The 26,254-nt window shown below is 59.8% G+C and carries 22 protein-coding genes and 1 pseudogene; 11 read left to right on the top strand and 12 right to left on the bottom strand.

Annotation, left to right across the window (positions count from 1 at the left end):
• Window positions 1-25 precede the first annotated feature (25 nt).
• The 11 genes and pseudogenes from LCM4576_RS11870 (at window position 26) to LCM4576_RS11815 (ending at window position 13,739) form a co-directional block, all read left to right on the top strand.
• Window positions 26-895 carry an ABC transporter permease gene (locus tag LCM4576_RS11870; protein WP_131803240.1) on the top strand — a complete coding sequence of 290 codons (870 nt, stop codon included), beginning with the start codon at window positions 26-28 and terminating at the stop codon, window positions 893-895.
• Window positions 892-1,713 carry an ABC transporter permease gene (locus LCM4576_RS11865; protein WP_116397924.1) on the top strand — a complete coding sequence of 274 codons (822 nt, stop codon included), beginning with the start codon at window positions 892-894 and terminating at the stop codon, window positions 1,711-1,713. Before LCM4576_RS11870 ends, LCM4576_RS11865 begins: the two co-directional genes overlap by 4 nt.
• Before the next feature lie 16 nt (window positions 1,714-1,729).
• Entirely contained in the window at window positions 1,730-2,818 is a 1,089-nt protein-coding gene (locus LCM4576_RS11860; protein ID WP_071032273.1) for an ABC transporter ATP-binding protein, read from the top strand.
• A 48-nt stretch (window positions 2,819-2,866) separates the two neighbouring features.
• On the top strand, window positions 2,867-4,147 hold the full coding sequence (locus tag LCM4576_RS11855) for an ArgE/DapE family deacylase (protein ID WP_071032272.1): 1,281 nt from the start codon (window positions 2,867-2,869) through the stop codon (window positions 4,145-4,147).
• 265 nt (window positions 4,148-4,412) lie between these two features.
• Window positions 4,413-5,669, top strand: coding sequence for a sarcosine oxidase subunit beta family protein (locus LCM4576_RS11850; RefSeq protein WP_071032271.1), 1,257 nt, complete (start codon window positions 4,413-4,415; stop codon window positions 5,667-5,669).
• Between the two features lie 9 nt (window positions 5,670-5,678).
• Window positions 5,679-5,945: a sarcosine oxidase subunit delta gene (locus LCM4576_RS11845; RefSeq protein WP_071032270.1), complete on the top strand. Its 267-nt coding sequence runs from the start codon at window positions 5,679-5,681 to the stop codon at window positions 5,943-5,945.
• Complete coding sequence (locus LCM4576_RS11840) at window positions 5,942-8,905, top strand: sarcosine oxidase subunit alpha family protein (RefSeq protein ID WP_071032269.1); 2,964 nt, start codon at window positions 5,942-5,944, stop codon at window positions 8,903-8,905. Before LCM4576_RS11845 ends, LCM4576_RS11840 begins: the two co-directional genes overlap by 4 nt.
• A complete protein-coding gene (locus LCM4576_RS11835) occupies window positions 8,898-9,455 on the top strand; it encodes a sarcosine oxidase subunit gamma (protein WP_071032268.1) in 558 nt (185 codons plus the stop codon). The genes LCM4576_RS11840 and LCM4576_RS11835 overlap by 8 nt, the downstream gene beginning before the upstream one ends.
• A 126-nt stretch (window positions 9,456-9,581) precedes the next feature.
• Window positions 9,582-10,274 carry a M24 family metallopeptidase gene (locus tag LCM4576_RS11830; RefSeq protein ID WP_050070891.1) on the top strand — a complete coding sequence of 231 codons (693 nt, stop codon included), beginning with the start codon at window positions 9,582-9,584 and terminating at the stop codon, window positions 10,272-10,274.
• A 13-nt stretch (window positions 10,275-10,287) separates the two neighbouring features.
• Window positions 10,288-11,517: a M20 family metallopeptidase gene (locus LCM4576_RS11825; protein WP_071032331.1), complete on the top strand. Its 1,230-nt coding sequence runs from the start codon at window positions 10,288-10,290 to the stop codon at window positions 11,515-11,517.
• An 879-nt stretch (window positions 11,518-12,396) separates the two neighbouring features.
• Window positions 12,397-13,739: pseudogene (locus LCM4576_RS11815) on the top strand (MATE family efflux transporter).
• A 256-nt stretch (window positions 13,740-13,995) separates the two neighbouring features.
• Here LCM4576_RS11815 and LCM4576_RS11810 read toward each other — a convergent pair.
• From LCM4576_RS11810 to LCM4576_RS11750, 12 genes are all read right to left on the bottom strand, one after another.
• Window positions 13,996-15,033, bottom strand: a complete 1,038-nt coding sequence (locus LCM4576_RS11810) for an MBL fold metallo-hydrolase (protein ID WP_071032330.1) — start codon at window positions 15,031-15,033, stop codon at window positions 13,996-13,998.
• A 204-nt stretch (window positions 15,034-15,237) separates the two neighbouring features.
• Entirely contained in the window at window positions 15,238-15,690 is a 453-nt protein-coding gene (gene panD / locus LCM4576_RS11805; protein ID WP_042646611.1) for an aspartate 1-decarboxylase, read from the bottom strand.
• 66 nt (window positions 15,691-15,756) lie between these two features.
• On the bottom strand, window positions 15,757-16,740 hold the full coding sequence (locus LCM4576_RS11800) for a beta-ketoacyl-ACP synthase III (RefSeq protein WP_071032266.1): 984 nt from the start codon (window positions 16,738-16,740) through the stop codon (window positions 15,757-15,759).
• Window positions 16,737-18,002, bottom strand: a complete 1,266-nt coding sequence (locus LCM4576_RS11795; RefSeq protein ID WP_071032329.1) for an adenosylmethionine--8-amino-7-oxononanoate transaminase — start codon at window positions 18,000-18,002, stop codon at window positions 16,737-16,739. The genes LCM4576_RS11800 and LCM4576_RS11795 overlap by 4 nt, the downstream gene beginning before the upstream one ends.
• Window positions 18,002-18,637 carry a dethiobiotin synthase gene (bioD, locus tag LCM4576_RS11790; protein WP_042646678.1) on the bottom strand — a complete coding sequence of 212 codons (636 nt, stop codon included), beginning with the start codon at window positions 18,635-18,637 and terminating at the stop codon, window positions 18,002-18,004. The genes LCM4576_RS11795 and bioD overlap by 1 nt, the downstream gene beginning before the upstream one ends.
• Window positions 18,638-18,653: 16 nt before the next feature.
• On the bottom strand, window positions 18,654-19,802 hold the full coding sequence (locus tag LCM4576_RS11785; RefSeq protein ID WP_071032265.1) for an 8-amino-7-oxononanoate synthase: 1,149 nt from the start codon (window positions 19,800-19,802) through the stop codon (window positions 18,654-18,656).
• Window positions 19,799-20,797 (bottom strand): biotin synthase BioB, encoded by a 999-nt coding sequence (gene bioB / locus LCM4576_RS11780; RefSeq protein ID WP_042646605.1) that lies wholly within the window; start codon window positions 20,795-20,797, stop codon window positions 19,799-19,801. The genes LCM4576_RS11785 and bioB overlap by 4 nt, the downstream gene beginning before the upstream one ends.
• Window positions 20,798-20,858: 61 nt before the next feature.
• Window positions 20,859-21,311 carry an aspartate 1-decarboxylase gene (gene panD / locus LCM4576_RS11775; RefSeq protein WP_042646603.1) on the bottom strand — a complete coding sequence of 151 codons (453 nt, stop codon included), beginning with the start codon at window positions 21,309-21,311 and terminating at the stop codon, window positions 20,859-20,861.
• Between the two features lie 380 nt (window positions 21,312-21,691).
• Window positions 21,692-22,573 carry a carboxylating nicotinate-nucleotide diphosphorylase gene (nadC, locus tag LCM4576_RS11765; protein ID WP_071032264.1) on the bottom strand — a complete coding sequence of 294 codons (882 nt, stop codon included), beginning with the start codon at window positions 22,571-22,573 and terminating at the stop codon, window positions 21,692-21,694.
• 1 nt (window position 22,574) lies between these two features.
• Window positions 22,575-24,113, bottom strand: coding sequence for an L-aspartate oxidase (locus LCM4576_RS11760; RefSeq protein WP_071032263.1), 1,539 nt, complete (start codon window positions 24,111-24,113; stop codon window positions 22,575-22,577).
• A complete protein-coding gene (gene nadA, locus LCM4576_RS11755) occupies window positions 24,110-25,084 on the bottom strand; it encodes a quinolinate synthase NadA (protein ID WP_071032262.1) in 975 nt (324 codons plus the stop codon). Before nadA ends, LCM4576_RS11760 begins: the two co-directional genes overlap by 4 nt.
• A 64-nt stretch (window positions 25,085-25,148) precedes the next feature.
• A complete protein-coding gene (locus LCM4576_RS11750) occupies window positions 25,149-26,117 on the bottom strand; it encodes an NrtR DNA-binding winged helix domain-containing protein (protein ID WP_071032261.1) in 969 nt (322 codons plus the stop codon).
• Window positions 26,118-26,254 lie beyond the last annotated feature (137 nt).

Below are 26,254 nucleotides of genomic sequence, written 5' to 3'. Positions count from 1 at the left end.
TGTGTTTTTCCTTCTGGAACCGCCAATGTCGACGACAAAACGAACCGTGCTGCTGCTGTTGCCCGGATTCGCACTTTTTCTGGCCTTTCTCGCCTTGCCGCTCGCCAACGTTGTCGACGAGAGCTTCCGGTTCTTCGAGCCTGGCCGGATCGGTTCCGCCAAAGATGCCCCCTACACTCTGCTTAACTACGCTGAAATCTTGGAGCCAGCCTATCTTAGGTATTTTGCAGAGACATTCAGGTTCGGCGTCCTATCTTCACTTATCGCCATAGTGGTATCCTTCCCGATCGCTTACTCAGTGGCAAGGCAACGTTCGCCCTGGTTGCGGAAACTTGCCATCGGCTTCTTCGTTGGGATGATGTTTTTGAGTACGTTAGTGCGCGTCTATGCCCTGYAGCTGACATTCGGTTCAACCGGGTATGCTCACTTCCTAGCAGGCGTACTTAATGTATCACCAAACAGTCGCTTCTATACCGAATTGATTGTCGTTTTTGGTCTTCTTCACTACCTGATACCGATTTCGGTCATTACATTGCTGGGAACTATCCAGAATCTCAACCCGCGGCTGATTGAGGCGTCGCAGGTACTCGGCGCGTCCCGGTTACGATCRCATCTTTCGATCACCTTGCCGCTCTGTGTGCCAGGATTGCTATCGGCATTCCTCATCTGCTTCACGCTATGCCTCAGCGCATTTGTTATCCCGATGGTTCTCGGGAAAGGCAAAGTGCTGTTCGTTTCCAATCTAATATACGCCCGTTTTAGCGAGATTGCGGATTACCCAAGCGGATCCGCCGTCGCGATCACGATGCTTATCATCGCATTGATTGYGATCTACGGGATCACGTGGCTGGTGGCGAAGGGCTTTTCCAATCAAGATCGGKGGCGATCATCGTGAAGCGCTACATCGATAACGCCGCAGATTGGCTAAGCGTCATCAACGTTGCGGTTTTGCTGGTATTTCTCGTTGTACCAATCGTCGTAATGATTGGAATGTCGTTCGATGGGCGCGAATATATGGGTGGATTCCCCCCCTCGCAATTTTCTGTTCGTTGGTATGTGAGTTTCTTCTCGGACGCTTACTACCTGCGCGGCCTCTCGACCAGCCTTCTTCTGGCAGTGATCRCAACGGTGGTCTCGACAACCGCCGGCGTCAGCGCTGCTCTGGCCCTTGATCGCTACAGTGGTCCGGGGAAACAAGCGCTCGAATCGCTCTTTATCTCGCCGCTCGTTGTACCTGCCGTGGTGATCGGCTTCGCGCTCCTGCTGTTTTTCGCTATGATCGGCATCTCTGACGGCTTTACGCGTTTGGTCGGCGGGCACATCATAATCACGTTCCCGTATACAGTCCGCACGACGCTCGCAGGTTTAGTGGGAATCCGGAAGACCCTGACCGAGGCCGCCATGAGCCTTGGCGCCAACGAACGCCAGGCGTTCTGGGATGTTACCTTTCCGCTCGCGCGAACCGGCATTGTTGCGGGCGCRGTCTTTGCCTTCGCCTTCTCCATGGACGACGTAGCCGTCAGTTTATTTCTTACTTCGCCAGACTCGTACACATTGCCGGTCGCGATGGTGAGCATGATGCGGACGAACTTTGATCTGACGATTGCTGCGGCTGCGGTCGTGCTGATGATATTTACCTTCACCCTCATCCTCATCCTGGATTGGACGATCGGCCTCGACCGTTTGATCGGTAAGGGTGTTTTCAGGTCATAGGGAGTCAATCTTTGTAATGCGTGTCCTTGAACTTTCACATGMCACCAAGCGCTACGGAGCCTTCGTTGCTGTCGAAGACGTCTCGTTCACCGTCGAGAAGGGGCAGATTCTATCGCTGCTCGGTCCCAGCGGATGCGGCAAGACAACGACTTTGCRGTTGATTTCCGGGTTTGAGGACGCAAACGAGGGCGCTGTACTGTTCTCCGGTGTCGATATGAAAGGCCGCAGGCCTTACGAACGCAATGTTGGCCTCCTCTTCCAGGACTACGCCTTATTTCCGCATATGACGGTTGCCGAAAMCGTCTCGTACGGGCTGAGGCGGCGGAATTTTGATAAGGGAAAGATACCTGTTCGAGTCGCCGAGATGTTGGCCTTGGTCAAGTTGAAGGGTTTTGACGACCGGCGGCCCAACCAATTAAGTGGCGGTCAGCAACAACGCGTGGCGCTTGCCCGCGCATTGGCTACAAACCCTGAGGTGGTTCTGCTCGACGAACCTCTGTCGGYCCTCGACGCGAAACTCCGTCACGAATTGCGGTTTGAGTTGAAAGCGATTCTCTCCGCGGTGAACGCTACCACCATCGTCGTCACTCATGACCAGGAGGAGGCCATGAGTCTAGGCGATAGCGTCATTGTTATGAGCGCGGGAAAGATCATGCAGCAAGGGGCGCCGACAGAAATCTATGCCGATCCAAAGACGCGTTTCGTCGCCGAGTTCATTGGCCGCTCCAATTGGTTCACGGGGGAACTCCGCAACAGCACGAACGGAGTGGCTGAACTGAAGGCTGCCGGCGGCATTCGAATGTTCGTTCGGATGCCTGAGAGCAGCCCGAACCTGGGTGCGTTTGATGTCTGCGTACGGCCCGAACGCATTCGAATTGGTGCTGATATTCAATCGTCTGGCGACGCTCCGATGAACCAGATGCGCGGCACGATCCGTGATGTAGCGCACCTTGGGGCCGATCTTCATTTGCTGGTCGAAATCCCGGGCGGTCAGCTGCTTACTGTCACTGAGAAGTACATCGGGCAGAGCTTTGAGCGGGCTGGCCAGGAAGTCTCAATAACTTTCTTTCCACAGGACTGCGTCGTGGTGCCAAGCGGATCATAACAAGCTGATCGCCGCAAAAGTGATGAACGATTGACTGGATTCAATGCAATGACCTCTGTGCATGATCGCATTTTCGCCGCAGTTGACCGAAACTTCGAAAACCAGATCCATTTTCTTGAAGAGCTTATCCGCTTTCGCTCGTTACGCACTCAGGAGACTGAAGCGCAGGACTTCATCGAGACCGCGCYGAAAAAGCGGGGCTACGCCGTGAGCCGCTTCCGGACCGACGCGGAAAGAGTTGGAAGCCACCCCGCGTTCTCGCCCGCTACTGTCGATTATAGCGCGAGTTGGAACGTGGTGGGATGCCGGTACGCAGACGATAGGGCCGGCCGGTCGCTGGCTTTTAACTCGCATGTAGACGTCGTCCCGGCGGCAAGCCCACACCGCTGGAGTTGCCCGCCGTTCACGCCAGTGCGCGAGGGAGACTGGTTGTACGGTCGAGGCGCCGGCGATATGAAGGCGGGCCTCGTTGCTTCCATTTTTGCCCTCGACGCTATTTCCGACGCTGGGTTGCAACTCTGYAGTGACGTGCAAATCCAGTCGGTTGTTGAAGAAGAGATCACCGGAAACGGCGCCGCCACCGCCTTCGTCAATGGTTACGTCGCTGACGCGATACTCAGTCCGGAACCAACTGACGAGCAGCTCGTACGGGCAAATGCTGGTGTGATCAAGTTTCGCCTGTCGACAAGGGGTCGTCCGGCTCATCCTCGCGAACCGCAGGCAGGCCAGAGCGCCATCGAGTTGATCATCCGGCTAGTCGGGCATTTGCGGGAGTTGGAGCGCCGATGGATCGAGGAAGGGCGCACGAAGGAGTGGTTCAAGGATCTTCCAAATCCGGTCGCTTTGACGTTCGGAACGATAACCGGCGGAGACTGGATCGCTTCCATTCCTAGCGATTGCTCCGTCGAAGGAAGGATTGGCTTCTATCCTGGTGACGATCCCAGGCATCGCGCCGATCAATTTGAAAACTTCCTTGACGAAATTCGTGCCGCCGATCCTGTGTTGTCAGGTGAGGGGCTCGTCACTCTGGAGTGGATCGGCTGCATGCACGGCGGCTACGAGCTGCCGGAAGGAACAAGTGCGGAGGCCTGCCTCCGCACCGCTCACGCTTTGAATAATGAGAACGCAAACTTAAAGTCCATCGCGATGGCGTGTTACCTAGATGCTGCTGTTTTCGCAGTTCACGGTAAAATTCCGTCCCTTGTTTATGGGCCCATTGCGGAGAATATTCATGGTATTAACGAGCGAGTGAGCCTCTCCTCTATCCGTCGTGTCACCAAGACGATTGCGTTGTTCGCGGCGGAGTGGTGCGGGACGCGCGAGGGGTAAGCTTTGTTGTGACTGGCGCACCGACGTCTTGATCGTCAATGAAGCAAAAAGAGATCTGGAGGGGCTGCGCTCCATTTTTGCTTACTGCGACGCCGAGGAGAATCCTGGCCTAGGCGGGAAGCGGCCGGAAACTCAATTCGGGTGCTRCCAAATCACAGATGTCCGCCATGCRCACCAACGATATCGGTGTGTGAACGCGCCCTGCACGTTCTCGATCTCCAAGCCCTCGAGGAGGGCTCCGAAGTGCTAACAACTGAGGAGTCGCATGAGTCAGTATTCGGTCCTTTCAATCTTGCGCCATGGCTTGACCGGCAACAAGCACTGGCCACGGGCGTGGCGGGACCCTGCGCCGAAACCAAGTTACGACGTGGTCATTGTTGGCGGCGGTGGCCATGGCTTGGCGACAGCCTACTATCTGGCCAAGGAGCATGGGATACGCAACGTGGCCGTCCTCGAAAAAGGGTGGCTCGGCGGCGGCAACACGGGCCGCAACACCACCATTGTCCGTTCCAACTATATGATGCCTGGCAACACTATCTTCTATGAGCGGTCTATGCAGCTATGGGGGAATCTCAGCCAAGAGTTGAACTACAATGTCATGATGTCGCGGCGGGGATACTATTTCGTCTTCCATTCGCCGGGACAGGGGGAGGTTCTGCGGCGCCGCGCCAATGTCATGCGCGCCAATGGTATTGACGCTGAATTCTTGGACCGCGCTGAAACAATGAGGCGGCTACCCATGCTCGACTACTCAGCCACCGCGCGGTTTCCGATTTACGGCTCATTCTCGCAACCCCGAGCTGGCACAGCGCGTCACGACGCGGTCGCGTGGGGGTTCGCACGTGCGGCCGACAAGCAAGGTGTCGATATCATCCAGCAGTGCGAGGTGATGGGCTATATCTGGGACAAGGACAAAATAGTCGGCGTCGAGACAACGCGTGGTCCGATCCGGGCAAACAAAGTGGCGCTGGCAGTTGCCGGTCACACCAGCCATTTGGCGGCGAAGGCCGGGCTTCGTCTGCCCATCGAAACGCATGTTCTTCAGGCGTATGTCACCGAGCCACTGAAGCCACTGGTCRATCATGTGATTATCTATGGGGGCGCGCATTTCTATATCAGTCAATCTGACAAGGGGGGCTTGGTGCTCGGCGGCGATCTCGACGGCTTCAACTCCTATGCTCAGCGTGGCGGTCTGCCTACCGTCGAACACACGCTTCAAAGCGCTAAAGCCCTTATGCCATCGATCTCTCGCTTGCGTCTGCTGCGCCAATGGGCTGGAGCGATGGATATGACGATGGATGGCTCGCCGATCATCGGCAAGATGCCAATCGAGGGGCTCTGGTTGAATGGCGGCTGGTGCTATGGCGGCTTCAAGGCCATACCCGCCTCCGGTTACTGCTTCGCCTGGACGCTCGCGAAGGGCGAGCCCCATCCCGACAATGCTGAATTCACTCTGCAGCGTTTCGAGCGTGGCTACCAAATCGACGAGTCGGGTGCTGGGCCAGACCCGAAGGCTCATTGAGGTTCGATTATGTTGAGAATCCCTTGCCCTGTTTGCGGGTTGCGAGATGAAACCGAATTCACCTACGGCGCCGATGYGACCCTGCGCCGTCCAGATATGGAGGAAACCGATCCTGGGGTCTGGCACGACTACGTATTCATTCGCGACAATCCGCAAGGTCGGCACAAGGAATATTGGCACCATGTCAGCGGGTGCCGGCAATGGATCCTCGTCGAACGCGACACGCTCACGCACGAGATCTTTGGTTCGTCCCTGGTCCGCGAGGTAGCAGCATGACGGCGCGCAGGCTGCTGGGCGGCGGGCGTATAGACCGCTCGCGTCAGATCACCGTCCAATTCGATGGCCGTTCTTTTCTCGCTCATCCCGGTGACACACTGGCTTCGGCTTTGTTGGCGGGTGGTCAGAAGATCCTCGGGCGCAGTTTCAAATATCATCGRCCGCGCGGCCTTGTCGCGGCCGGTGTGGAAGAGACCAACGCCCTTGTCCACCTGCGCGACGGGGAGYGGCATGAGCCCAATGCCCAGGCAACAATGGTGGAAGCCTTCGACGGTCTAAGATCGACTCCACAGAACGCCTGGCCAAGTCTGCAATTCGATTTTKGAGCTATAAACGGGCTGCTGTCCCGCTTCTTCGGAGCGGGCTTTTACTACAAGACTTTTWTCGGCCCCTTCAGCGGAACAAAGTTCTGGATGTTCTGCGAGGGCTTCATTCGCCAGGCGGCCGGCATGGGCCGGGCGACGACGCTCGCTGATCCCGACCAGTATGAGAAGATCAACGCATTCTGTGATGTCCTGATCGTTGGAGCAGGCCCGGCCGGGATTGCTGCGGCTCTCGCGGCCGGTCGCAAGGGCGACAATGTCATATTGGTAGAACAGGACCGTGACCTCGGCGGATCGCTCCTCAGTGAACCGGTGGGTTCGCCCTCCGACGGCTGRCTTGCTCAAGCGCGGGCGGAGCTTGACGATCTGCCCAACATTCGCGTTCTAACCCGCACCACGGCTTTTGGTGCATATGATTGTGAGGTGTTCGGCCTGGTGGAGAGGGTTCAGGACCACGTGCTAGCGCCTGAGCGGGGAAAGCCTAGACAACGCTATTGGGTGGTGCGAACGAGCCGGGCCGTTCTGGCGACCGGAGCTATCGAACGTCCCATGGTATTCGCTGGCAATGACATGCCAGGTGTTATGCTCACGTCAGCCGTTCGTAGTTATCTAAACCGGTATGCTGTCCTTGCTGGCGAACGGATTGTCGTGGCAACGAACAACGACAGCGCCTACACCGCAGCCGTCGAACTCGCAAAATCGGGTGCCAAGGTTACTATCTGCGACATCCGGAAGGAAATCCCGGCACAACTTGGCGCAAATGCCAAGAGTGCAGGCATTGACTTGCGGCCAGCCCATGCAGTCCTGAAGGTGACAGGTTGCAAAGGAGTGAAGGCTGCATACCTCGTACCAGTCAGTTCGCAAGGTAAAGCGACGGGCGGAAGTGTGCGGGTTGCTTGCGATATTGTCGCAATGTCCGGTGGTTGGGCTCCGACGCTGCATTTGTGGAGCCAGCGCTTTGGAAAGCCGATATACAGCGAGGGGTTGGACACCTTTCTGCCACTGGCGGAAAAAGGGGCCTTCACATGCGTCGRCTCGCTCGTCGGCTCCGCATCRCTCAGAGATGCTCTTCAGCAGGGCCACAAAGCTGGCGGAGGCACCGGGAAGGAACCCGCGCTATTTGGACACGCCGATTTCTGGGGCCGTAACCTCCTGCCGGTGACAGTTGTCACCAAGGCCGACGGCGGCACCCCGGGTAAGGCATTCGTGGATTTTCAGCATGATGTGAAGCTGGCGGATATTGATCAGGCCTACCGTGAGGGCTACGTCTCGATCGAACACCTCAAGCGCTATACGACTTCCGGTATGGCAGCGGACCAGGGTAAGACTTCGAACCTGAACGCCCTTGCTCGGATGGCCGAATTGCGTGGTTTGGCCATTCCCAACGTCGGCACCACCACTTTCCGTCCGCCCTATACCCCCGTTACGATAGGCGCCATTGTCGCCCACGATCACGGGCTTCATCTTCGTCCAACCCGGCTTTCCACCATCCACGATTGGCACACCGAAAACGGCGCCGAAATGATGGATGCGGGGCTATGGTTGCGACCCTGGTACTATCCAGAAAATGGTGAAAGCATCACCGAGGCCTATGTTCGTGAAGCTATTCACGTTCGCGAACACGTGGGTATCGTCGATGTGTCAACACTTGGCAAGATCGCGGTCCAGGGCCCGGATGCCGCGGAATTCCTCAACCGCGTTTATGTGAATGGCTTCAAGACGCTTCCTGTCGGTCGGCTGCGCTATGGCATCATGCTGCGGGAGGACRGCTTCGTCTTTGACGATGGCGCRACCGCCCGGATAGGCGAGTACGACTATTTCATGTCGACCACGACGGCCAATGCCGCCAAGGTGCTTGCGCGGGCCGAATACCTCCTCCAGACCGCTTGGCGCGATCTCAAGGTGCATGTCACGTCAGTCACTGATCAGTGGGCGGCGATTGCCGTGGCCGGCCCCAAATCCCGGCGCGTTTTGACGGATGTGACAAGTGCAGACCTGAGCAGGGAGGTGCTGCCCAACAACCATTTCACCTACGTCACAATTGGCGATGTGCCTTGTCGCCTGCATCGCATGAGCTTTTCAGGCGAGCTTGYCTACGAAATCTACATCCCTGCGAAATCCGGACGCAAAGTTTGGGAAGCTTTGATCGCTGCGGGGCCACCCCACAATCTGAAGCCGTACGGCCTTGAGGCCATGGGTGCATTACGCATTGAGAAGGGGCACATCGCTGGCTCCGAAATTGAAGGCCGCACGACCATGAAGGATCTGGGCCTGGAGGGTTTCGCATCCAGCAAGAAGCCGTTTGTCGGCTCTGTGCTGCGCAAGCGCCCGGTTCTCGAAGACCCGAAGCGTCCGTCCCTGGTTGGGCTGGAGATCATCGGCAATCAAGGCGCAACGGCAGGGTCGCTCCTCTTCGCAATGAACGCTCCAGCCAAGGGCCATGGCGAGGGCTGGGTCTCGTCGACGACTTATTCCCCTGCCTTGAAGAAGAACATCGCGCTGGCGCTGCTGTCGCGCGGGCCAGAACGTTTCGGCGAGACGATCCAGGTGGTCGATTTCGTGGGAAATCAAACACTGCACGCGAAAGTCGTCTCGCACCATTTCTTTGATCCTGAAGGACATCGCCAGAATGGCTAAGAAACATCCTTCGCCGATCCGCGGCACCACGACCGACGGTCTGGCCGTCACTATCACGGAAACGGAGCTGGGTCATTTGACCCAGCTTGCTGGTTGGGAAGGTTTCGACAGAACAGCGGATCAGGCGCTCCGAACTCAAGGGCTGACCTTGCCAAGTGATTTCCGTTCCTCGGTCCGGCGCGGGCCGGCGACCCTATGGYGCACCGCGCCCGACCGGGTGCTGATCAGATCCGAAACCCCTCTTCGTCGTGTCGAAACCGCAGTCAACCTGGCCATCCTCGATCTTTCTGATTCGCGTGTGTGCCTGACGCTCGAAGGACCCGGTGCCAGCGGGCTCCTCAGTCGCGTCGCCGCTCTCGACTTCGGCGATGCAGCCTTTCTCGTCGGGCAGTTTGCGCAAACCGCCATTCACCAGGTCAGCGTACTTATCGACCGGCAAGGCATCGACCAGTTCACCCTGCTTATACCGACGACGTTTGCAATGGCGCTAACCAGCTTCTTGGCAGATCATCTCACGGCTGAACTGGTATCCAAACCGATGAACCGGTAAAATTGTAGATATAAGAGGGATACACCTCTGGAGTCCTGTATTTATCCTGTATGCGAATGGCTTTCCGCGTCCCGTCAGACTTGGACGGAAATTGTTCTATCCAAAGCGCTTCACACAACGTGTCTGGTGAAATGGCAGAAGATCGTCAAAATCGCCCCGGAGATCGAGTACATGCGGGCTGCGGAGAAGATCGCGACAGCTATGCATCAGCGCGTGATCGAAGTGCTTCGACCCGGAGTGAAGCAGTCAGAAGTGGTTGCAGAAATCTATGACACCGCCACACGTGGTGTTGACGGCATCTGGGGCGACTACTCCGCAGCCGTTCCCATGATCGGAGCGGGGATCGATGCCTCCGCACCCCGTCTGACATGGTCCGATCGTGAGCTTCGTTCTGGTGGAAGCATTTTCTTTGAACTGGCTAGCGTGCACAAGCTTTACCATTACCCGCTCTCGCGCACCTTTTATCTTGGCAAGCCGGACCAAAAGTTCGCTGATGCGGAAAAGGTCGTGCTCGAAGGAATGGGGGCCGGCCTGAAAAAGGCCCTGCCCGGGAACGTTTGCGAGGACGTCGCGCAATCCTATTACGGCGTTATCGAGCGCCATGGGCAGAGGAAGCCAAGCCGCACCGGCTACTCGATCGGCCTTGCCTATCCGCCGGATTGGGGCGAGAATTCAGCGAGCTGCGACCGCACCGAGTCGCGGCTAGGCATGACCTTCCATTTCATGTCGGGCCTTTGGTTTGGTGACTGGGCCACCGAGATCACCGAGAGCATCCTTATCCGCGACGGCCAGAGTGCTTGGCGAACTCGCGTCAATTGATTGTGATTGAATGATGAGCGCAACCAGAAACAAAGACCTTGGAAGTCATGGGTTCCATTTGCCCGAAGGGAGCGAGCAGCAAATTCTCGCTCTGCGACACTACATGCACGAAAACCCGGAACTTTCGAATGAAGAACATAAGACACAGGCGAAAATCGCCGAGTTCCTCGGCCACGCAGGGCTCCGAGATCCCCACGTGTTTCACAACACGGGTCTTTTCATCGACATCGTCGGTGAGGGCAACGGGATCCCGCTGAACGTCGTGGTTCGAGGGGACATTGACGCGCTGCCGATCGAAGAGGAAAGGCCGGATCTTCCCTTTCGTTCGCGTGTTCCCGGAAAAATGCATGCGTGCGGTCACGACGCGCATGCATCGATCGCGCTAGGCGTGGTATTGGCGGCTCTTGCCCATCGCCAGCACTTCGCAGGCAAGGTGCGGGTCGTTTTCCAGCCTGCCGAGGAGGCAGAGCCTCTCGGTGGACGGTCGGTCGCTGAACAGGGTCTCCTGGAAGGATTCGACTGCGCCGTTGGCATGYATGTGAACCCGGAAATACCGTCCGGAAAATTTTCGGTCCTGACTGGTCCGGTGACGAAGTCTGCCGATGAATTCCAGGTCACTTTCACAGGCAAGAAAAGCCACGCAGCATGGCCGGAGTTAGGTGTTGATGCGATTGCGATCGCCTCGACGTTCGTCACGGAAGTGCAAAAGTTGATATCGCGAGAGAGCCATGCGGACGAGGCTCCAGTGATCTCCATAGGCCGGTTCCACGGTGGCGAGGCGACGAACATTGTTTGTGATCGCGTCGTCATCGATGGCACGCTGCGCAGCCGATCGCCTGAAGCGCGTCACAGACTTCGCGTGCGCCTTCAGGAGCTCGCAGAGCAAATCGCCACGATGCACCGCGGCCAAGCCGAGCTCAAATTGGTTCCCGGAGAGCCCGCAGTCGTCAATAACCCGGACATTAGCCTGCGGGCAAGGGAGGGGATCTCTGTGCTATATGGAACGAATTCGCTCGTCCCCACGAGACCGCTCGCAGGGGCAGATGATTTCGGATTCTACGCCGAGAAACTGCCGTCAGTTTATTTCTGGTTCGGCTGCCACAATGAAGCTTTGGGAAACAGAACCCATGTTCACACCMCGGAGTTCGGGGTTTCCGATGACGACGTGCTGCGCGCCGCGCGCGCCGCTTGGGCGATCGTCAGAACCCTTCAGCAGTCAGCGAAGGAGGGTGCCCTGTCATGAACACCGCAAGGATAACGCACGTTGAGYCTGCACTTGATGCCGGCATGGCAGACCAAGTCGTCACCGGTTTGATCGCTCTTTCGACTGATGTGGTCACGGAGTACGAGCTGCGAAAATTGCTGCCCTCGGATGGAGCCGGTACATCGGCAACTCGGATACCGACTGACCATGCCCGCTTCTTTGAGTAAGGCGGCATTATAGCATTATGGAGGCAGCTACAGCTGTAAATTCCAATGAATCCCAAGCTCTCTTCATTCCCTGCACCGGGCTAAGGACCTCTATGATCATTGATACCTTGAGGCGCGGATAGGAAAACCGGTGATCACGGCCCACCAGGCCATGCTTTAGGATGCGATCAAGCTCGGCGGCTTTAAGCAGCCGTTGGTGCCGTTAATAGGTTTCGGAAAGCTCTTCGCTTTCCAGCTTTGAGCGACCTTGGCCTACAGCTAACATCTAGAATGGGGAGGCGCAGAACGCTGCTTCGCCTGTTGTTCTAAGCATGCGCTGTCGAGGCTCTCGAACCTTTGCACAAGGTCGCTTGCCACAACTTTGCTGGGTGCTTWCGGAGTTTCAGCCCATCGTAAAAACAAGCGACTTGAGTAGAAAAGCCAGTGTTGCGGCGCCCCAAAGATCACAGCCTTCCCGGTTTGTCTATGCACGCCGTGCTGCCATCACCTGTCGATCTGTCGCAATCGATCCTTCATCCAAATTCATAGAATCTTTACGATCGAAAATAAGCTGACGATGGTAAGTTCAGTTCGGGCACTGGTAACTGGTAAGCACGAACTATCACGCAAGCCGCGTTGCTGAGGGTCCAGCTAGCGGGCTTTGCCACCGCTGGTGATCAAAACTTTGCACCTGAGCCCATGGGGAGTCTATGTGGAACAGAACGCCCCGATCCTCGGCTCAAGCCCCTTTCAAGTCACCAACCGCCAGGTCCTTGCGATCGCCATACCCATGACGCTTGCATACCTCACTACTCCGTTACTGGGCCTCGTCGACACGGCCATCATCGGCCGATTCGGCGATGCTTCATTGCTTGGCGGCCTTGCGGCCGGAGCTATGGTTTTCAATGTCGTCTTTACGACCTTCAATTTCCTGCGCTCCAGTACAACTGGGCTCGTCGCCCAGGCATTCGGGAGGCACGATGCCACCGAAGAGCGGGCGGTCTTCTGGCGAGCGTTTGTGATTGCAGCTATGTCCGGCTTGGCTCTCGTCGCGCTTACGCCACTGATTGTCACAATCGGCAATGGTTCATCGGCGCGGAACCAGGTGTGACCGCTGCGATGGAAAACTATATCCGCATTCGCCTTGTCTCCGCGCCCGCCGCACTCATCAATTATGCGATGCTGGGATATTTCCTGGGGCGCGGCGAGGCGGGCCGGGGACTTTTCTTGCAACTCGTCCTGAACGGGCTGAATATTGGGTTGTCCAATTTTCTAGGCCTCTATCTCGGCTGGGGCGTTGCAGGTGTCGCCTGGGCGGCGGTGTGCGGCGAAGCCGCAGCGATGATCGCTGGCATGGCAATCCTCCTTGGGCGCTTTCGTGCAATGCCGAAAATGTCGCGCCAGCCTGTCTTCAATGTAGCGGAGATGAGCCGGATGCTTCATCTTAGTAGCGATATCATGATCCGCTGCTTCGTGATGATGGGGGCATACATAGTCTTTACGCGGCAGGGGGCGCAACTGGGCACCTTGGTTCTTGCCGCGAACGCAGTGTTGATGCAATTGTACTTGGTCACAGCCTATTTCCTCGACGGGTTTGGGGCCGCCGCGGAGCAACTCGTTGGCCGTGCCATTGGGGCCAGCTATCGGCCGGCGTTCTTCCGGGCCGTTAGGTTGACCGCCGGCTGGGGGCTCGGGTTCGCTGGGTGTGCCAGCGTCTTGCTTCTCGCTTCCGGCGAACAGCTCGTGGGCATCATAGCGCGGGCGGTAGACGTACGCACTGAGGCGGTCTCCTATCTTCCTTGGGCAGCATTCGCGGTACTGAGCGGTGCGCCGGCATTTCAGATGGAAGGTATTTTCATTGGTGCCACCTGGTCGCGCGACATACGCAATACGATGCTTTTAGCGTTCGCGGCGTTCGTCGCTGCTGTGTTCCGGTTGGGAGAGATGTACGGCAACCATGGGCTCTGGGCTGCGCTTCACATTTTTCTGCTCGTGAGAGGGACAAGCCTGCTGTCAATCATGSGTCGCCGCGTCCGCACCGCGTTCCGGGAATGAAGCCAAACGGCTGGCGGCAAGGTCGTTGTGAGCGGGTTACTGCGGCGTCCTTTGGTGTGCCGCAACGCGTGCTGACGATTCCCACAAAACGTGCGCACATTGAGGTGATGCRCCACCTCAGACGCAGAAGTGGACGCAATCAGYCGCACCGTACCTTCATTGAGGCCCGTCTGCGTGAAACACCGCATCTGCCGGGCGGCGGCGGCATGGATTTCTGACGAGGCCCCTTTCTTTCTTGTCGTGGGAGAGGGCGGAGCTACCTTACCAATGGTCCATTCGCCCTCYTCCAGGCGTCGATTCCACCCTCGATATGGCAGGCTGATGTGAGGCCCTGATCCTGGGCGGCCTGCACCGCCATGGCAGAACGCTCGCCGAAGGCGMAGTAAAGCACAAGCCGCTTGCCGGTCGAACGGACGAGCTCGTGCAACAGGCCGCCGGGAGCGATGTTTTCTTGCAGCCTCGGGTAAGGCACATGCAGTGACCCCGCAATAATGCCTTGGCGTTCGCGCTCGGAGCGCTCGCGCAGGTCGATCAGCGCGACATCCGGCTTGCCGGCCAGCGCCAACGCTTCGCTGGCGTTGGCCGCCCAGCCCCGCCGCGCGATCTCGTCCTGCTGCAGTCCGACCTTCAYGTTGGCCGGCACGGCGACATCCATCATCTTCGGATTGGCGAGCTTCAAACTATTCATGATCTCGACATATTCGTCCACTGACTTCACCTGCAGGCGCGGGTTGAAGGCCTTCTCCTCGCCTATGGTCGAGACAGTGTCGCCCTTGTAGTCATGCGCCGGGTAGACCAGCGTGGGGTCCGGCAGCCTGAGCAGGCGGCCGAAGATCGACTCATACTGGTGCCGCRCATCGCCATTCGGGAAGTCGGTGCGGCCGGTGCCGCGGATCAGCAGTGTGTCGCCGGTGAACACCCGGTCGGGTAGGACGAAGCTGTAGGAATCATCGGTGTGGCCGGGCGTGTAGACGACGTCGAGCACCAGCCCCTCGATGGTCAGCCTGTCGCCGTCGRCAAGCCGCATCGATACCACGTCGGCCTTGGTCTGCTCGCCCATCACCGTGATGCATCGCGTTTTGTCGCGCAGYAAGCCAAGGCCGGTGATGTGGTCGGCATGGAGATGCGTGTCCACCGCCTTGACCAGCCTCAGGTCAAGCTCACGCACGAGCCGGAGATAGCGGTCGACCTTGTCCAGAACCGGATCGATGATCAATGCCTCGCCGCCTTGGCGACTGGCGAGCAGGTAGGAATAGGTGCTCGAAAAGGAATCGAACAGCTGACGGAAGATCATGAATTGCTCCATATCATCTGGTCGCGATCTTTTTTTGCGGCTTGCATGCGGCTCTACCGCTACCTCGAGGCGCCGCACCCTCAGCGCTCGCCGATAAGGATGGCCTCGAGGTTCGTCATAGCCCCCCTTACGGCGGGTCACGACACTACCTCGTGGACGGGGACGGCAAACAGCGCGTCGGCTCACGCGTGCATCAAAGACAAGTCACGCCCGGGAAACCAGCGCAGGAATCGCCAAAGCTTCATTGGCCTCATCATGCATCGAGAAACTGTAACGGCCAGATGCGTCAAGATCGACCGAGTAGCTCAGGCGCTCGCTTATGTGGTTGTCCTGGTCGAACGTGACGATCCGCGGCTTCAGCGCTGTGATATGCGCTTCGTTCAGGTAGATGGAGTTGCACACGATGATCGGGTCGCCTGCCTGGCAGGTGCGGGCGGCAGCACCATTGAGGATGCAGCATCGTGATCCGCGCTCGCCGAGAATGACATAGGTCGAAATCCGCGCGCCGGAATTCTTGTTCCATATTTCCACGAATTCCATGGGCAGGATCCCGGCTGCCTCGCAGTGGTCAGGATCGAGCGTTATCGACCCATGGTAGTTGAGATTTGCCTCGGTGACGTGGATGCCGTGAAGCTTGCCGGCGACTAGTTTTCGCATTGGTCTGTTGTCCTTTTTTCGTCTCGCCTGAACGGTGTTGATGTCTTGTCGGCGGCCGACGCGCGGCTAAATTCCAACCACAAGCGCCCCGCCGCTGAGACCGGCACCCGCCGCCGCCAGAAGGATTTTCTCGCCCGGCCGGAGTGGCTGCGACCGATTGACGAGCGACAACGAGAGAGGGATCGTTGCGGCCGAAGAGTTGCCGTATACGGCGATCCTCTTGACGATTGCCTGGTCCGCAATGCCGAGGTTTCGGCCGACAGCATCGAAAATGCGGGCGTTGGCTTGATGCGGGACGAACCGGTCGATGTCTTGCGGCCGCATTCCAGCTATCGCGAGCGCGTCTCTTGAACATGACGTCATCATCTCCACGGCCTTGGCGAACACTTCGCGGCCATTGATGATCGTCATGCGGGTCTGCGCGAGATCGAGGTCGTTTTGAAAAGGCGTGTTGCTTCCTCCGGCGGGGATCTGGATCAATCCGTAGCGCGAACCGTCCGAATCCACCGAAGCGCCGAGAATGCCTTGTTCGGCATCCTCGCTGGGACCGATCACGACTGCGCCGGCGGCATCAGCAAACAGCACGGCGCTGGCGCGCTCGGCCGGGTTGATGCGACGGCTCAGAATGTTGGCGGCAATGACAAGGGCGGGTCGACCGTGCAGGCGGGTGAACCCGTCGGCGAACATCAGCGCATAGATGAAACCGGCGCAGGCGCCGGTCAGGTCGATGGCGCCGGCGCGGCCGAGGCCGAGCCGGTGCGCAACCAGCGGCGCGCTCGGCGGCAGGAGATGGTCTGGGGTTGACGTGGCGAGCAACAGAAGACCGATTCCGCTCCGATCGATACCCGCATTTGCCAGCGCCATGTCGCCGGCCCGCGCGGCAAGGCCCGAGAGCGTGTCTTCATCAGTCGCCCAGAAGCGCGAGYGAATTCCTGTGCGCCGTTCGATCCAGCCTGGCTCGAGGCCGAGATTGTTCTCGATCTCGGCGTTCTCAACCTTGCGCCCAGGCACATGGTGGCCAAACCCGAGGATGCGCGACGACCTGCTCATKGTTTGGATCCGAAGCGTTCGCCGGCCTCCTCGATGGCGTCATAAAGCCGATCGAGCTCGGCGCCGGTTACGCAATAGGGTGGGAGCAGATAGAGGACATTGCCGAGCGGGCGCATCAGCAATCCCTGCTCGAGGAAGAATGCCCGCAGCTTTGGACCGATCTCGGCCAGATAGCCGGGGGATGCGGTACCCAGATCGAGCGCAGCGATCGTGCCGGTGATCCGGCGGTCGGTGAAGCAGAGATTGTCGTGAAAGCGCTGAAGGCCAGCGGCCTGCAGCGCGGCGAGCGCCGCGATCCGTTCGATAACGGGCTCGTCGTGCCAGATCTCGACGTTTGCGAGTGCCGCCGCGCAGGCAATCGGATTGGCCGTATAGGAGCTCGAATGAAAGAAGGTCTTCTTCCGGTCGAGCGAATAATGGGCCTGGAAGATGGCGTCGGTCGCCAGCGTCGCGGCAAGCGGAATGGTGCCGCCGGTCAGGCCCTTCGAGGTGCAAAGGATGTCGGGCGAGATATTCGCCTGCTCGCAGGCAAACATGGTTCCGGTGCGTCCCCAGCCCRTCATCACTTCGTCGGCAATCAAGAGCATGCCCGAAGCCTCGGCGATCCTCTTCAACTCAGCCAAAACCCAGGGCGGATACATCAGCATGCCGCCGGCGCCGAGCACCAGCGGCTCGACAATCAGCGCAGCTGCGCGCCGGTCGCGAGAGACGACCTCGAACCGATCCAATGTTTGCTGCTCGCGTCTTGCGGCCGGGAAGGGGATGGTGTCGACTTCGAACAGCAAGGGTTCGTAGGCGGCGTTGAACACTCCGCGCGCGCCGACGCTCATCGCGCCGATCGTGTCGCCATGGTAGCTGTGCTCCATGACGACGATGCGCGAGCGCGGCGCGCCGATATTGCGGAAATAACCGAGCGCCATCTTCAGCGCGACCTCGACCGAGGTCGAGCCGCTGTCGGAATAAAACACCCAGTCGAGTCCCGGCGGCGCGAGATCCACCAAGGCTCTGGCGAGGCGTTCGGCCGGCTCGTGCGTGAAGCCGGCGAAGATGATCTGGTCGAGGCTTGCAGCAGTCGTCTCGATCGCCTTGACGATGCGCGGATGGCGATGACCATGGGTGACGACCCACCACGACGAAATAGCGTCGAGGATGCGCGTGCCATCGGYCCTGTGGAGATAAGCGCCTTCAGTCCGGACAATTTTGGGGATCGCCGGCTCGAGCGCGTGCTGGGTGAAAGGATGCCAGACGCGGGACTGCGACATCATTGACCCCATGCAATCGGCGAGAGATCGAAGCCCGAAACCATCGCTTTCCTCAGGGTTTTAGATGTCAGTGGATCAAGGTAGGGCAGCCTGCCAAGCTGCCGCACATTTCCAAATTCCGCGATCGTCCTTTGGCTATCCGCCATTTCTCCGCCGATGAAGGCGACGCCGATGAGGGGGATGGCACGGGCCCTGAGCGCTTCGATCGACAACAATGTGTGATTGATGGTGCCGAGCCCGGTGCGCGCGCAAAGAATGACCGGCAGTTGCCATTCCCGGAATATGTCGATGAATTTTGTCTGCCGATTGAGCGGCACCATCACTCCGCCAGCGCCTTCGATGATGAGCGGGCCTGGCAACTCCGGCAGCGAGAGCTTTGCCGCCTCGATTGCGACGCCATCGATTTCGGCCGAACGATGCGGCGATAGTGGCGTCTTCAGACGATAGACTTCGGGTAGGACGCGCCCGGCCGGCAGTCCGGAGAGCCGGGTAACGGCCTCGCTGTCGGTCTCCTCGTCGAGGCCCGATTGCACCGGTTTCCAGTAGAAGCCGTCGAGCAGGCCGACGAGGCCCGCCGAAAACACCGTCTTGCCGATGCCGGTATCCGTTCCGGTGATGACTATGCCTCTGCTGATGTCGCTTCGGGTCATGTCACCTTTGGTCATTCTGGGCCAACGCCTCGACAAGCGCATCGATCACGGCGGATATGGCGGCTTTATCGACGTTGAGCGTCAGCGATATGCGCAGGCGCRACGTCCCTTCCGGCACAGTCGGCGGACGAATGCCGCGTATGTCGAAGCCGCGGGCCTRCAGTGCCGCCGCCACCGCCATGGTGCGCCGGTTGTCGCCGATGATGATTGGCTGGATCTGCGAGCCGCTGGGCGCTGCGCCGAGGCGCTCTGCCAGCTGGCGGCCCGCAAATGCAATAATTTCATGCAACCGGAGACGACGCGCTGGTTCATCGGACAATATCGCGAGCGCCTCGCGCGCGGCCACGGCCATCAGCGGCGATGGCGCAGTGCCATAGATGAACGGACGGCAGCGGTTGACGAGATAGTCGCACAGTGTCCTTGGGCCTGTGACGAGGGCGCCAGATGCGCCGAGCGCCTTGCCGCATGTATGCAGCACGAGGACGTTGTCGCGCCCCTCGAAAGCGACGGCAAGGCCGCGGCCGTCCGGTCCCCAGGCGCCGGTAGCGTGCGCCTCGTCGACAACGATGAACGCTTCGTGCCGGTCGGCCAGCGCCACAAGACTCTCCAAAGGCGCGCAGTCCCCACCCATGCTGTAGAGGCTTTCGACCGCGATCCAGACGCGCCCCATGCCGCCTTCAGTGCGCCAGCGCCCGATAGCGTCCTCGACGGCGTCGACGTCGTTGTGCGCGGCCAGAACGAACTCCGCGCGTCCGGCGCGCGCACCCTCGTGCATGCTGGCATGGGCGAACTCGTCGAGGACGAGTAGGTCGCCCTTCTGCGGCAGCGTCGTCAGAATAGCGAAATTGGCGATGTAGCCGCCGCCGAAGAAAAGCGCGCGCTCGGCCCCGAAAAACGCCGCAGCGTGAGCTTCCAATTGCTCATGCTCCGGCGCGTTGCCGCGCAGCAGCCGCGATCCTGTTGCGCCGACCGGCGTGCCCCGCGCGATCGCAGCCACAACCGCGTCGCCAAGCCTCTTGCAGGCGGCAAGCCCGAGATAGTCGTTCGATGAGAAGTCGAGCCCGGCGCGCGGCGCAAGCCGTCGCAGCCGGTCCTTGCGCGCCAGTCCCTGCAAGGTCGCCTCGTAGCGGGCAAACAGTGCCTCGTTCACTGCGCCTCCAGTTCCATCGGCTCGATGCCCAGACGCCGAAAGAGCAGCGTATCCCTGTCCTGGCCGGGATTGCCCGCCGTCAGCAGCGTGTCGCCGACGAAGATCGAATTGGCGCCGGCAAAAAAGCACAGTGCCTGCATCTCGTCGGTCATGGCGGTGCGGCCGGCCGAAAGGCGGACATACGATTTCGGCATCATGATGCGGGCGAGCGCAATCATGCGCACGAACTCGATCGGCTCGATAGGGCTGGCGTCGGCAAGCGGGGTGCCAGCGATCGGGACGAGCATGTTGATTGGAACGCTGTCGGGCGGCTCCGGGAGGTTGGCTAAAGTCACCARCATGCCGATGCGATCCACCGGCTCTTCGCCCATTCCAACAATCCCGCCGCAGCAGACCTTGATGCCGGATTGGCGAACGTTCTCGAGCGTATCCAGCCGATCGGCAAAGCTGCGCGTGCTGATGACCTCGCCGTAGTAGCGCTCCGACGTGTCGATGTTGTGGTTGTAGTAGTCGAGCCCCGCCTGCTTCAATCGAGCGGCCTGTTCGAGATCGACCATGCCGAGYGTCATGCAGGTCTCCATGCCGAGCGCCTTCACGCCCTCGACCATGGCGACCACCGCATCCATGTCGCGCTCCTTGGGGCTGCGCCAGGCAGCACCCATGCAATAGCGGGTGGCGCCCGCGTCACGCGCCTTCCTGGCCTCGGCAATGACGCGCTGAACTTCCATCAGCTTCGAGGCCTTGAGGCCGGACTGGTGATGCGCGGACTGGCTGCAATAGCCGCAATCCTCGGGGCAGCCGCCGGTCTTGATCGACAGCAGGCGCGACAGCTGCACCCGGTTGGGATCAAAATTCTCGCGATGGATCGTCTGCGCCCGGAAGAGCAGGTCGTTGAAGGGCAGGTCGTAGACTGCCTGGGCTTCCTCTTGCGTCCAGGGCGGAAGCGCCCAACCGAGAGGGTCCGATGTCAAGTCCGGGCCAAGTTCCGCGTTCATTCCACCTCCATCAGCAAAAAACGTTTGGCTAATCAGCCAAGAAAGCGGACTTCGGAGCCCGTCATGATCTGCCCACCAGCGCCGGCACGCATAGTACGTCGTTGGATTCATTAAGTATGGAAAAGCTGTAGTCTCCGCCTGCATCGCGCTCGACCGAATAAGTCAGTCGGTCGACGATCCGATTATCCTTGTCGAAGGTCARCACACGCGGTTTGAGCGCGGTGAGCTCCCTCTCGTGCACATAGACCGAATTGCAGATGATGACCTGGTCGCCTGGCTGGCAGGTGCGGGCCGCGGCGCCGTTWAGGATGCAACAGCGCGACCCGCGCTCACCGAGGATGACATAGGTCGAGATCCGCGCGCCCGAATTCTTGTTCCAGATCTCGACGAATTCCATCGGCAGCATGCCTGCCTCCTCGCAATGGTCGGGRTCGAGCGTGATCGAGCCGTGATAGTCGAGATTGGCCTCGGTGACGTGGATGCCGTGCAGCTTGCCGGCAACGATTTTGCGCATCCCTTCCTCCAAAACGACGTCGATCCGGTGCCCCGGTGCCTCGCGTTCTCGGCGCCTATCGCGTGCTTTCTTCGGCTTGAGCGCAAGAATGCTCCCTTCTGATCGCGTCGCAGGATTCGGTGAAGGCGACATCCAACAGGCAACTGAGTGCTTCCAGTCCATGAGAGGCAGCCATCTGGCGCAGCTCGTCGAGCCGGCAGATGATAAARCCAAGTGCTTCCACGCGGTCCTTTGTTTGCCCCTGGCCCGTCGGTTTCTCCTCCCCGCTAGAACTATGCAGTGCGCCAAGGAGCTGGCTTGGGTCGGCGGACGGGGAGGTGGTGGCGCGAGTTAGCCTGCGGCCAAAGGAGTTCCTGCGGTCCCGGTTCATGCCCTCTCCCTCAGTTCAGATGCCTGCGGCAGTTCCGGTCCGCGGGCATATCCAGGCCAATGTCGAGAATGGGAGCGCTATGGGTAAGCCAGCCGACCGAGATCAGATCGACGCCGGTCGCCGCGATTGCGGGAGCCGTCTTCGGTGTCACCCGACCCGACGCCTCGGTGATCGCTCGCCCTCCGACCATCGCCACGGCCTGGGTAAGGTCATCGAGCGACATGTTGTCCAGGAGCACCGCGTCAACGCTCGCCTGCAGCGCCATCTCCAACTGATCCAGCGTGTCGACCTCCACCTCGATCTTGATCATGTGGCCTACCGCACGACGCGCTCGCTCGATTGCGGTGCGGATGTCGCCGGCAATGGCAATATGGTTGTCCTTGATGAGCACGGCGTCGTCGAGCGCGAAGCGGTGATTGGCGCCGCCGCCGGCGCGCACGGCATATTTTTCAAGGGCACGCAGGCCTGGCGTTGTTTTTCGCGTGCATACGATCTTGGTGCTATGGCCGCGTACCGCGTTTACAAGCGAGGCCGTCGCCGTTGCGATGYCACTCAGCTTGCATAAGAAATTGAGCGCGGTCCGCTCGGCCGTCAGCAGGCTTCGCGCCGACCCGCTTACGACCGCGATGGTCTCTCCGGCGGAAACCTTGCCGCCCTCTGGGCAGCGCAACTGCATGCTGATCCCGGGATCGACGAGGAGGAACGCGAACATCACCAGATCGAGCCCGGCGACAACGCCGGCCTGCCGGGCATTCAACGCGAGCGTCGCCTTGCAATCGGCGGGGATGATGRCATCGCTGGTGATGTCGCCGGCTCTTCCCAGATCTTCCAGCAAGGCAGYGCGGACGATCGGCTCCATGACAATCTGGGGAAGTGGTGCAAGGGAGCTCATATCAGCAACTCCGTTCGGATCTCTGCCAGCTGAGCGCAACGGCATGCTCAAACGCAGTGCAAAGCGTCAGTCGCGACGGCAGGGCCTCGGGATTGCGGCCCAGAAAATCGGACCGAAAGTGCGAGCCGCGGCTTTCTTCGCGCCGAAATGCCGCGATCGCGATCAACAACGCCACCAGAGCCGGGTCGGCCGCGGCCGTTTCGCCGACCGCGATCGTCAGAAGGGTGGTGATCGCCTCGCCAAGCGCTTTGCCATTGCGAAAGATCCCGAGCGCATTCGAGACAAGTTGGCGGACAGGTGAAGGGTCGGGTCGCACAGACACAGTTGCGGGAAGCCTCGGCCACTGCCAGCCGGCGCTGGTGCCGGCCACGCTTGCCGCCACCCAGGCGGCTGTTGTAACCGCTTCGGCCAGCGAGTTGCTGGCGAGTCGGTTGGCGCCATGCAGTCCCGTGTGAGCCACTTCGCCGCACGCCCATAGGCCCGAGACGGAACTGCGCCCTTCCGTGTCAACGGCCACGCCGCCCATGTGATAGTGCGCCGCAGGGCGCACGGGAATAGGCTCCACGGCCGGGTCGATGCCAGCCTGCTTGCACGCCGCATCGATCGCGGGAAAGCGTTTTGCGAATTTCTGCCCGAGGCATCGACGGGCATCGAGGTAGACGCGATGGCCAGCGGCGAGTTGATTGGCGATCGCCCGCGCAACCACGTCACGCGATGCGAATTCAGCGCCGGGGGTCGCGGCAAGAAAGCGGTGACCATATTCGTCGACCAGCACTGCGCCTTCGCCCCRCACGGCTTCGCTTATCAGCGGCATTGGCCGGCGCTGCGTGTCGAGCGCTGTCGGGTGGAACTGCACGAATTCCAGGTCGGCGAGCTCTGCGCCGGCACAGGCGGCCAGCGCCAGCCCGTGGCCAAACGAAGAAAGCGGGTTGGTCGTGTCGCAAAACAGGCCACCTATGCCGCCGGTCGCCAACACTACGCGGCGGGTGGGCAATGCGAACGCGCAGCTCTCAAGCACAGCCAGCACGCCAACGGTGCAGCCCTCGGCGACCACCAGGCGAAGGGCTGTTATCCCTTCCATGATTGTGATCGAACGGGTGCGCCGCGCCACGGCAAGCAGCGCATGAAATAACTGATGGCCTGTGGCGTCAGCGGCATGGACGACCCGGCGCYGTGAATGGGCTGCCTCGAGGCCCAGCCGCAGTTTCCCATCCAATGYGCGGTCGAAGGGAGCACCAAGACGAATGAGGTTCTCGACGGCGTGAGGGACGGCCTCRACCACTCGCCTGGCTATTTCTTCGTTGCAAAGCCCATCGCCAGCGGCAAGTGTATCGGCGAGGTGCAGGTCAGGGCTGTCGTCCTCGCCCAAGCTTGCCGCAAGCCCACCCTGCGCGAGTGTGCTCGAGGCATCCGTACCAAGTGGCGTCCTGGAAAGGAGGACGACTGGTTGTGGCGCCAAATGCAGTGCCGTCATCAGTCCGGCCAGGCCAGCGCCGATGATGACCGGCGCCCCGCCAATGTCATGGACGTAGGTGGTCATACGAAGAGCATGCGCTCGACGGCCCAGCGTGCCCGTTCAGCAACACAGGGATCAATCGTGACGATGTGTCGGTTCTCCTCGAGCGCACTGCGGATATTGGCGAGCGTGATCCGCTTCATATGCGGGCACAAATTGCAGGGCCGGATGAACTCGACATCTGGGTGCGCTAACGCGACGTTGTCACTCATCGAGCATTCCGTCATCAGCACGACACGTGGCGGCTTTTGCGTTTCGACATAGTCGGACATGGCTGCGGTCGAGCCGGAAAAATCGGCTTCGGCCACCACATCGGGCGGGCATTCGGGATGGGCCAGCACCGTCACGCCGGGGTGGTTTTCGCGCAACTCGCGGATATCGGCCGGCGTAAAGCGCTCATGCACCTCGCAATGGCCTTGCCAGGCGATTATCTCGACGTCGGTCTGGGCGGCGATATTGTGGGCCAGATATTCGTCCGGCAACATAATCACCCGGGGGACGCCAAGGGATTCGATGATCGCCTTGGCGTTGCCTGATGTACAGCAGATGTCGGATTCGGCTTTCACTTCGGCCGACGTGTTGACATAGGTGACGATCGGCACGCCGGGATAACGCTGGCGCATCAAGCGCACGTCCTGTGCGGTGATCGATTCCGCCAGCGAGCAGCCTGCGCCGAGATCCGGAATGAGCACCGTCTTGTTCGGATTGAGGAGCTTGGCCGTTTCGGCCATGAAATGCACGCCGGCCAACACAATGACTTGCGCCTCGACCGTCATAGCCTTGCGAGCCAACGCCAAGCTGTCGCCGACGATATCGGCCACGCAGTGGAAGATTTCGGGTGTTTGATAGTTGTGGGCCAGGATGACGGCATTTYGCTCGCGCTTGAGCGCCAAAATGGCCTCGATGTCATCGCTGAACGCTGCCCATTCCCCTGGTGGGATGACGCGCCAGACGCGCCGATAAAGAGACGCGGCTGAAGGTAACGCCCCGCTCATCGGCCCCTCCAATTATAATCCATCTGACTATAACGGATATATATCTATGCCGACTATAAGCGTGTCAACCCCGCGCGACGGGCAATTTTGTGCCGACTATGGGCGTCTCGTCCAGGACAGCGTGGCGGAAGCGATAGAGCCTTKCCGGTCGCCCGCCCGTATCGACAGAAATCTCGCCGGTCTCCTCAACCAGTTCCTGCTGCTCTATGAGGCGACGAAAGTTCGGCTTGTTGATCAGCCTGCCGGCGAGCGCTTCGACGGTTCGTTGCAGCTGTAGCAAAGTGAATGACTGCGGCATCAGCTCAAAGACGACCGGCCGGTATTTGATCTTGGAGCGCAGTCGCGCAATGCCGGTCGCCACGATGCGACGGTGATCGGCGACCATGGATTTGCTGGGCACCAGCGAAGGCCGCGTCGCGTCGCGCGCGCTTCCGGCCTCTTGGACCAGACCTGCTTCGTAGATTAACTCATAGCGCTGAAGCGCGAGTTCCTCATTCCAATRGCGGCCGTCGAAGCCGAAGGCTGTCGCTGTCCGCTGTCGACGTTCGCGTCTCGTCGCCGCGTCGCCGGCGCCGTCTGCCCATTCAATCAGTCGCGGCCGCAGGACGTCCAACTCTATCGGCGGCGTGCCGGAGCGGTGGTCCTCCCATGGAAAATATTCATACCAACTTCGCCAGCCGCATTTTGGCGAGCTCGCCACCTGTTCCTTGCGCGTGAGCGCGAGATAGCTGATGGAGATAGCGCGCTGCCGGCGCCCGGAGCCGATGCGGTCTCGATCGGCGAAGGTGTAGAGCTGCTCAATATAGCCCAGCGGATGGCCGGTCTGCTGCTCCACCCATCCCCTCAACCCGGATTGCAGCGATCGGTGCTCAAGCGCAAATGGTCCGGAAGGTAGCGTATCCGCTTGCCCGATGGTGAGGACACAGGGTTCATTTTCGTTTACAGCGACGACAAAGGCGATCAGGTCCACTGTGACTTCGTCGGCCTTTACGGCCGCTCGATCTTTCTTGGTTCCTTTTGCCTGTTTGTCCATGGTGGCGAAAGCGGTTGGTAGGCCGGGTGCCTTAATCGATTTAATTTAAACGCAGCTGTCTGCACGTCAACACCGCGCAGCTCCACGCTTTTTTAGCTCTTCGCATTTGCACAAGAACGTGCCAAACGCGACACCTG

The organism is Mesorhizobium sp. LCM 4576 (assembly GCF_001854815.1).
Classification (GTDB): domain Bacteria; phylum Pseudomonadota; class Alphaproteobacteria; order Rhizobiales; family Rhizobiaceae; genus Mesorhizobium; species Mesorhizobium plurifarium.
The sequence above is the reverse complement of the archived record's forward strand: the minus strand, read 5'-3'. Positions and strand labels throughout refer to the sequence as shown.

Coding starts and splice junctions, on each gene's coding strand:
- panD (WP_042646611.1), bottom strand. CDS start 15,690: ATGCGAAAACTAGTCGCCGGCAAGCTTCACGGCATCCACGTCACCGAG.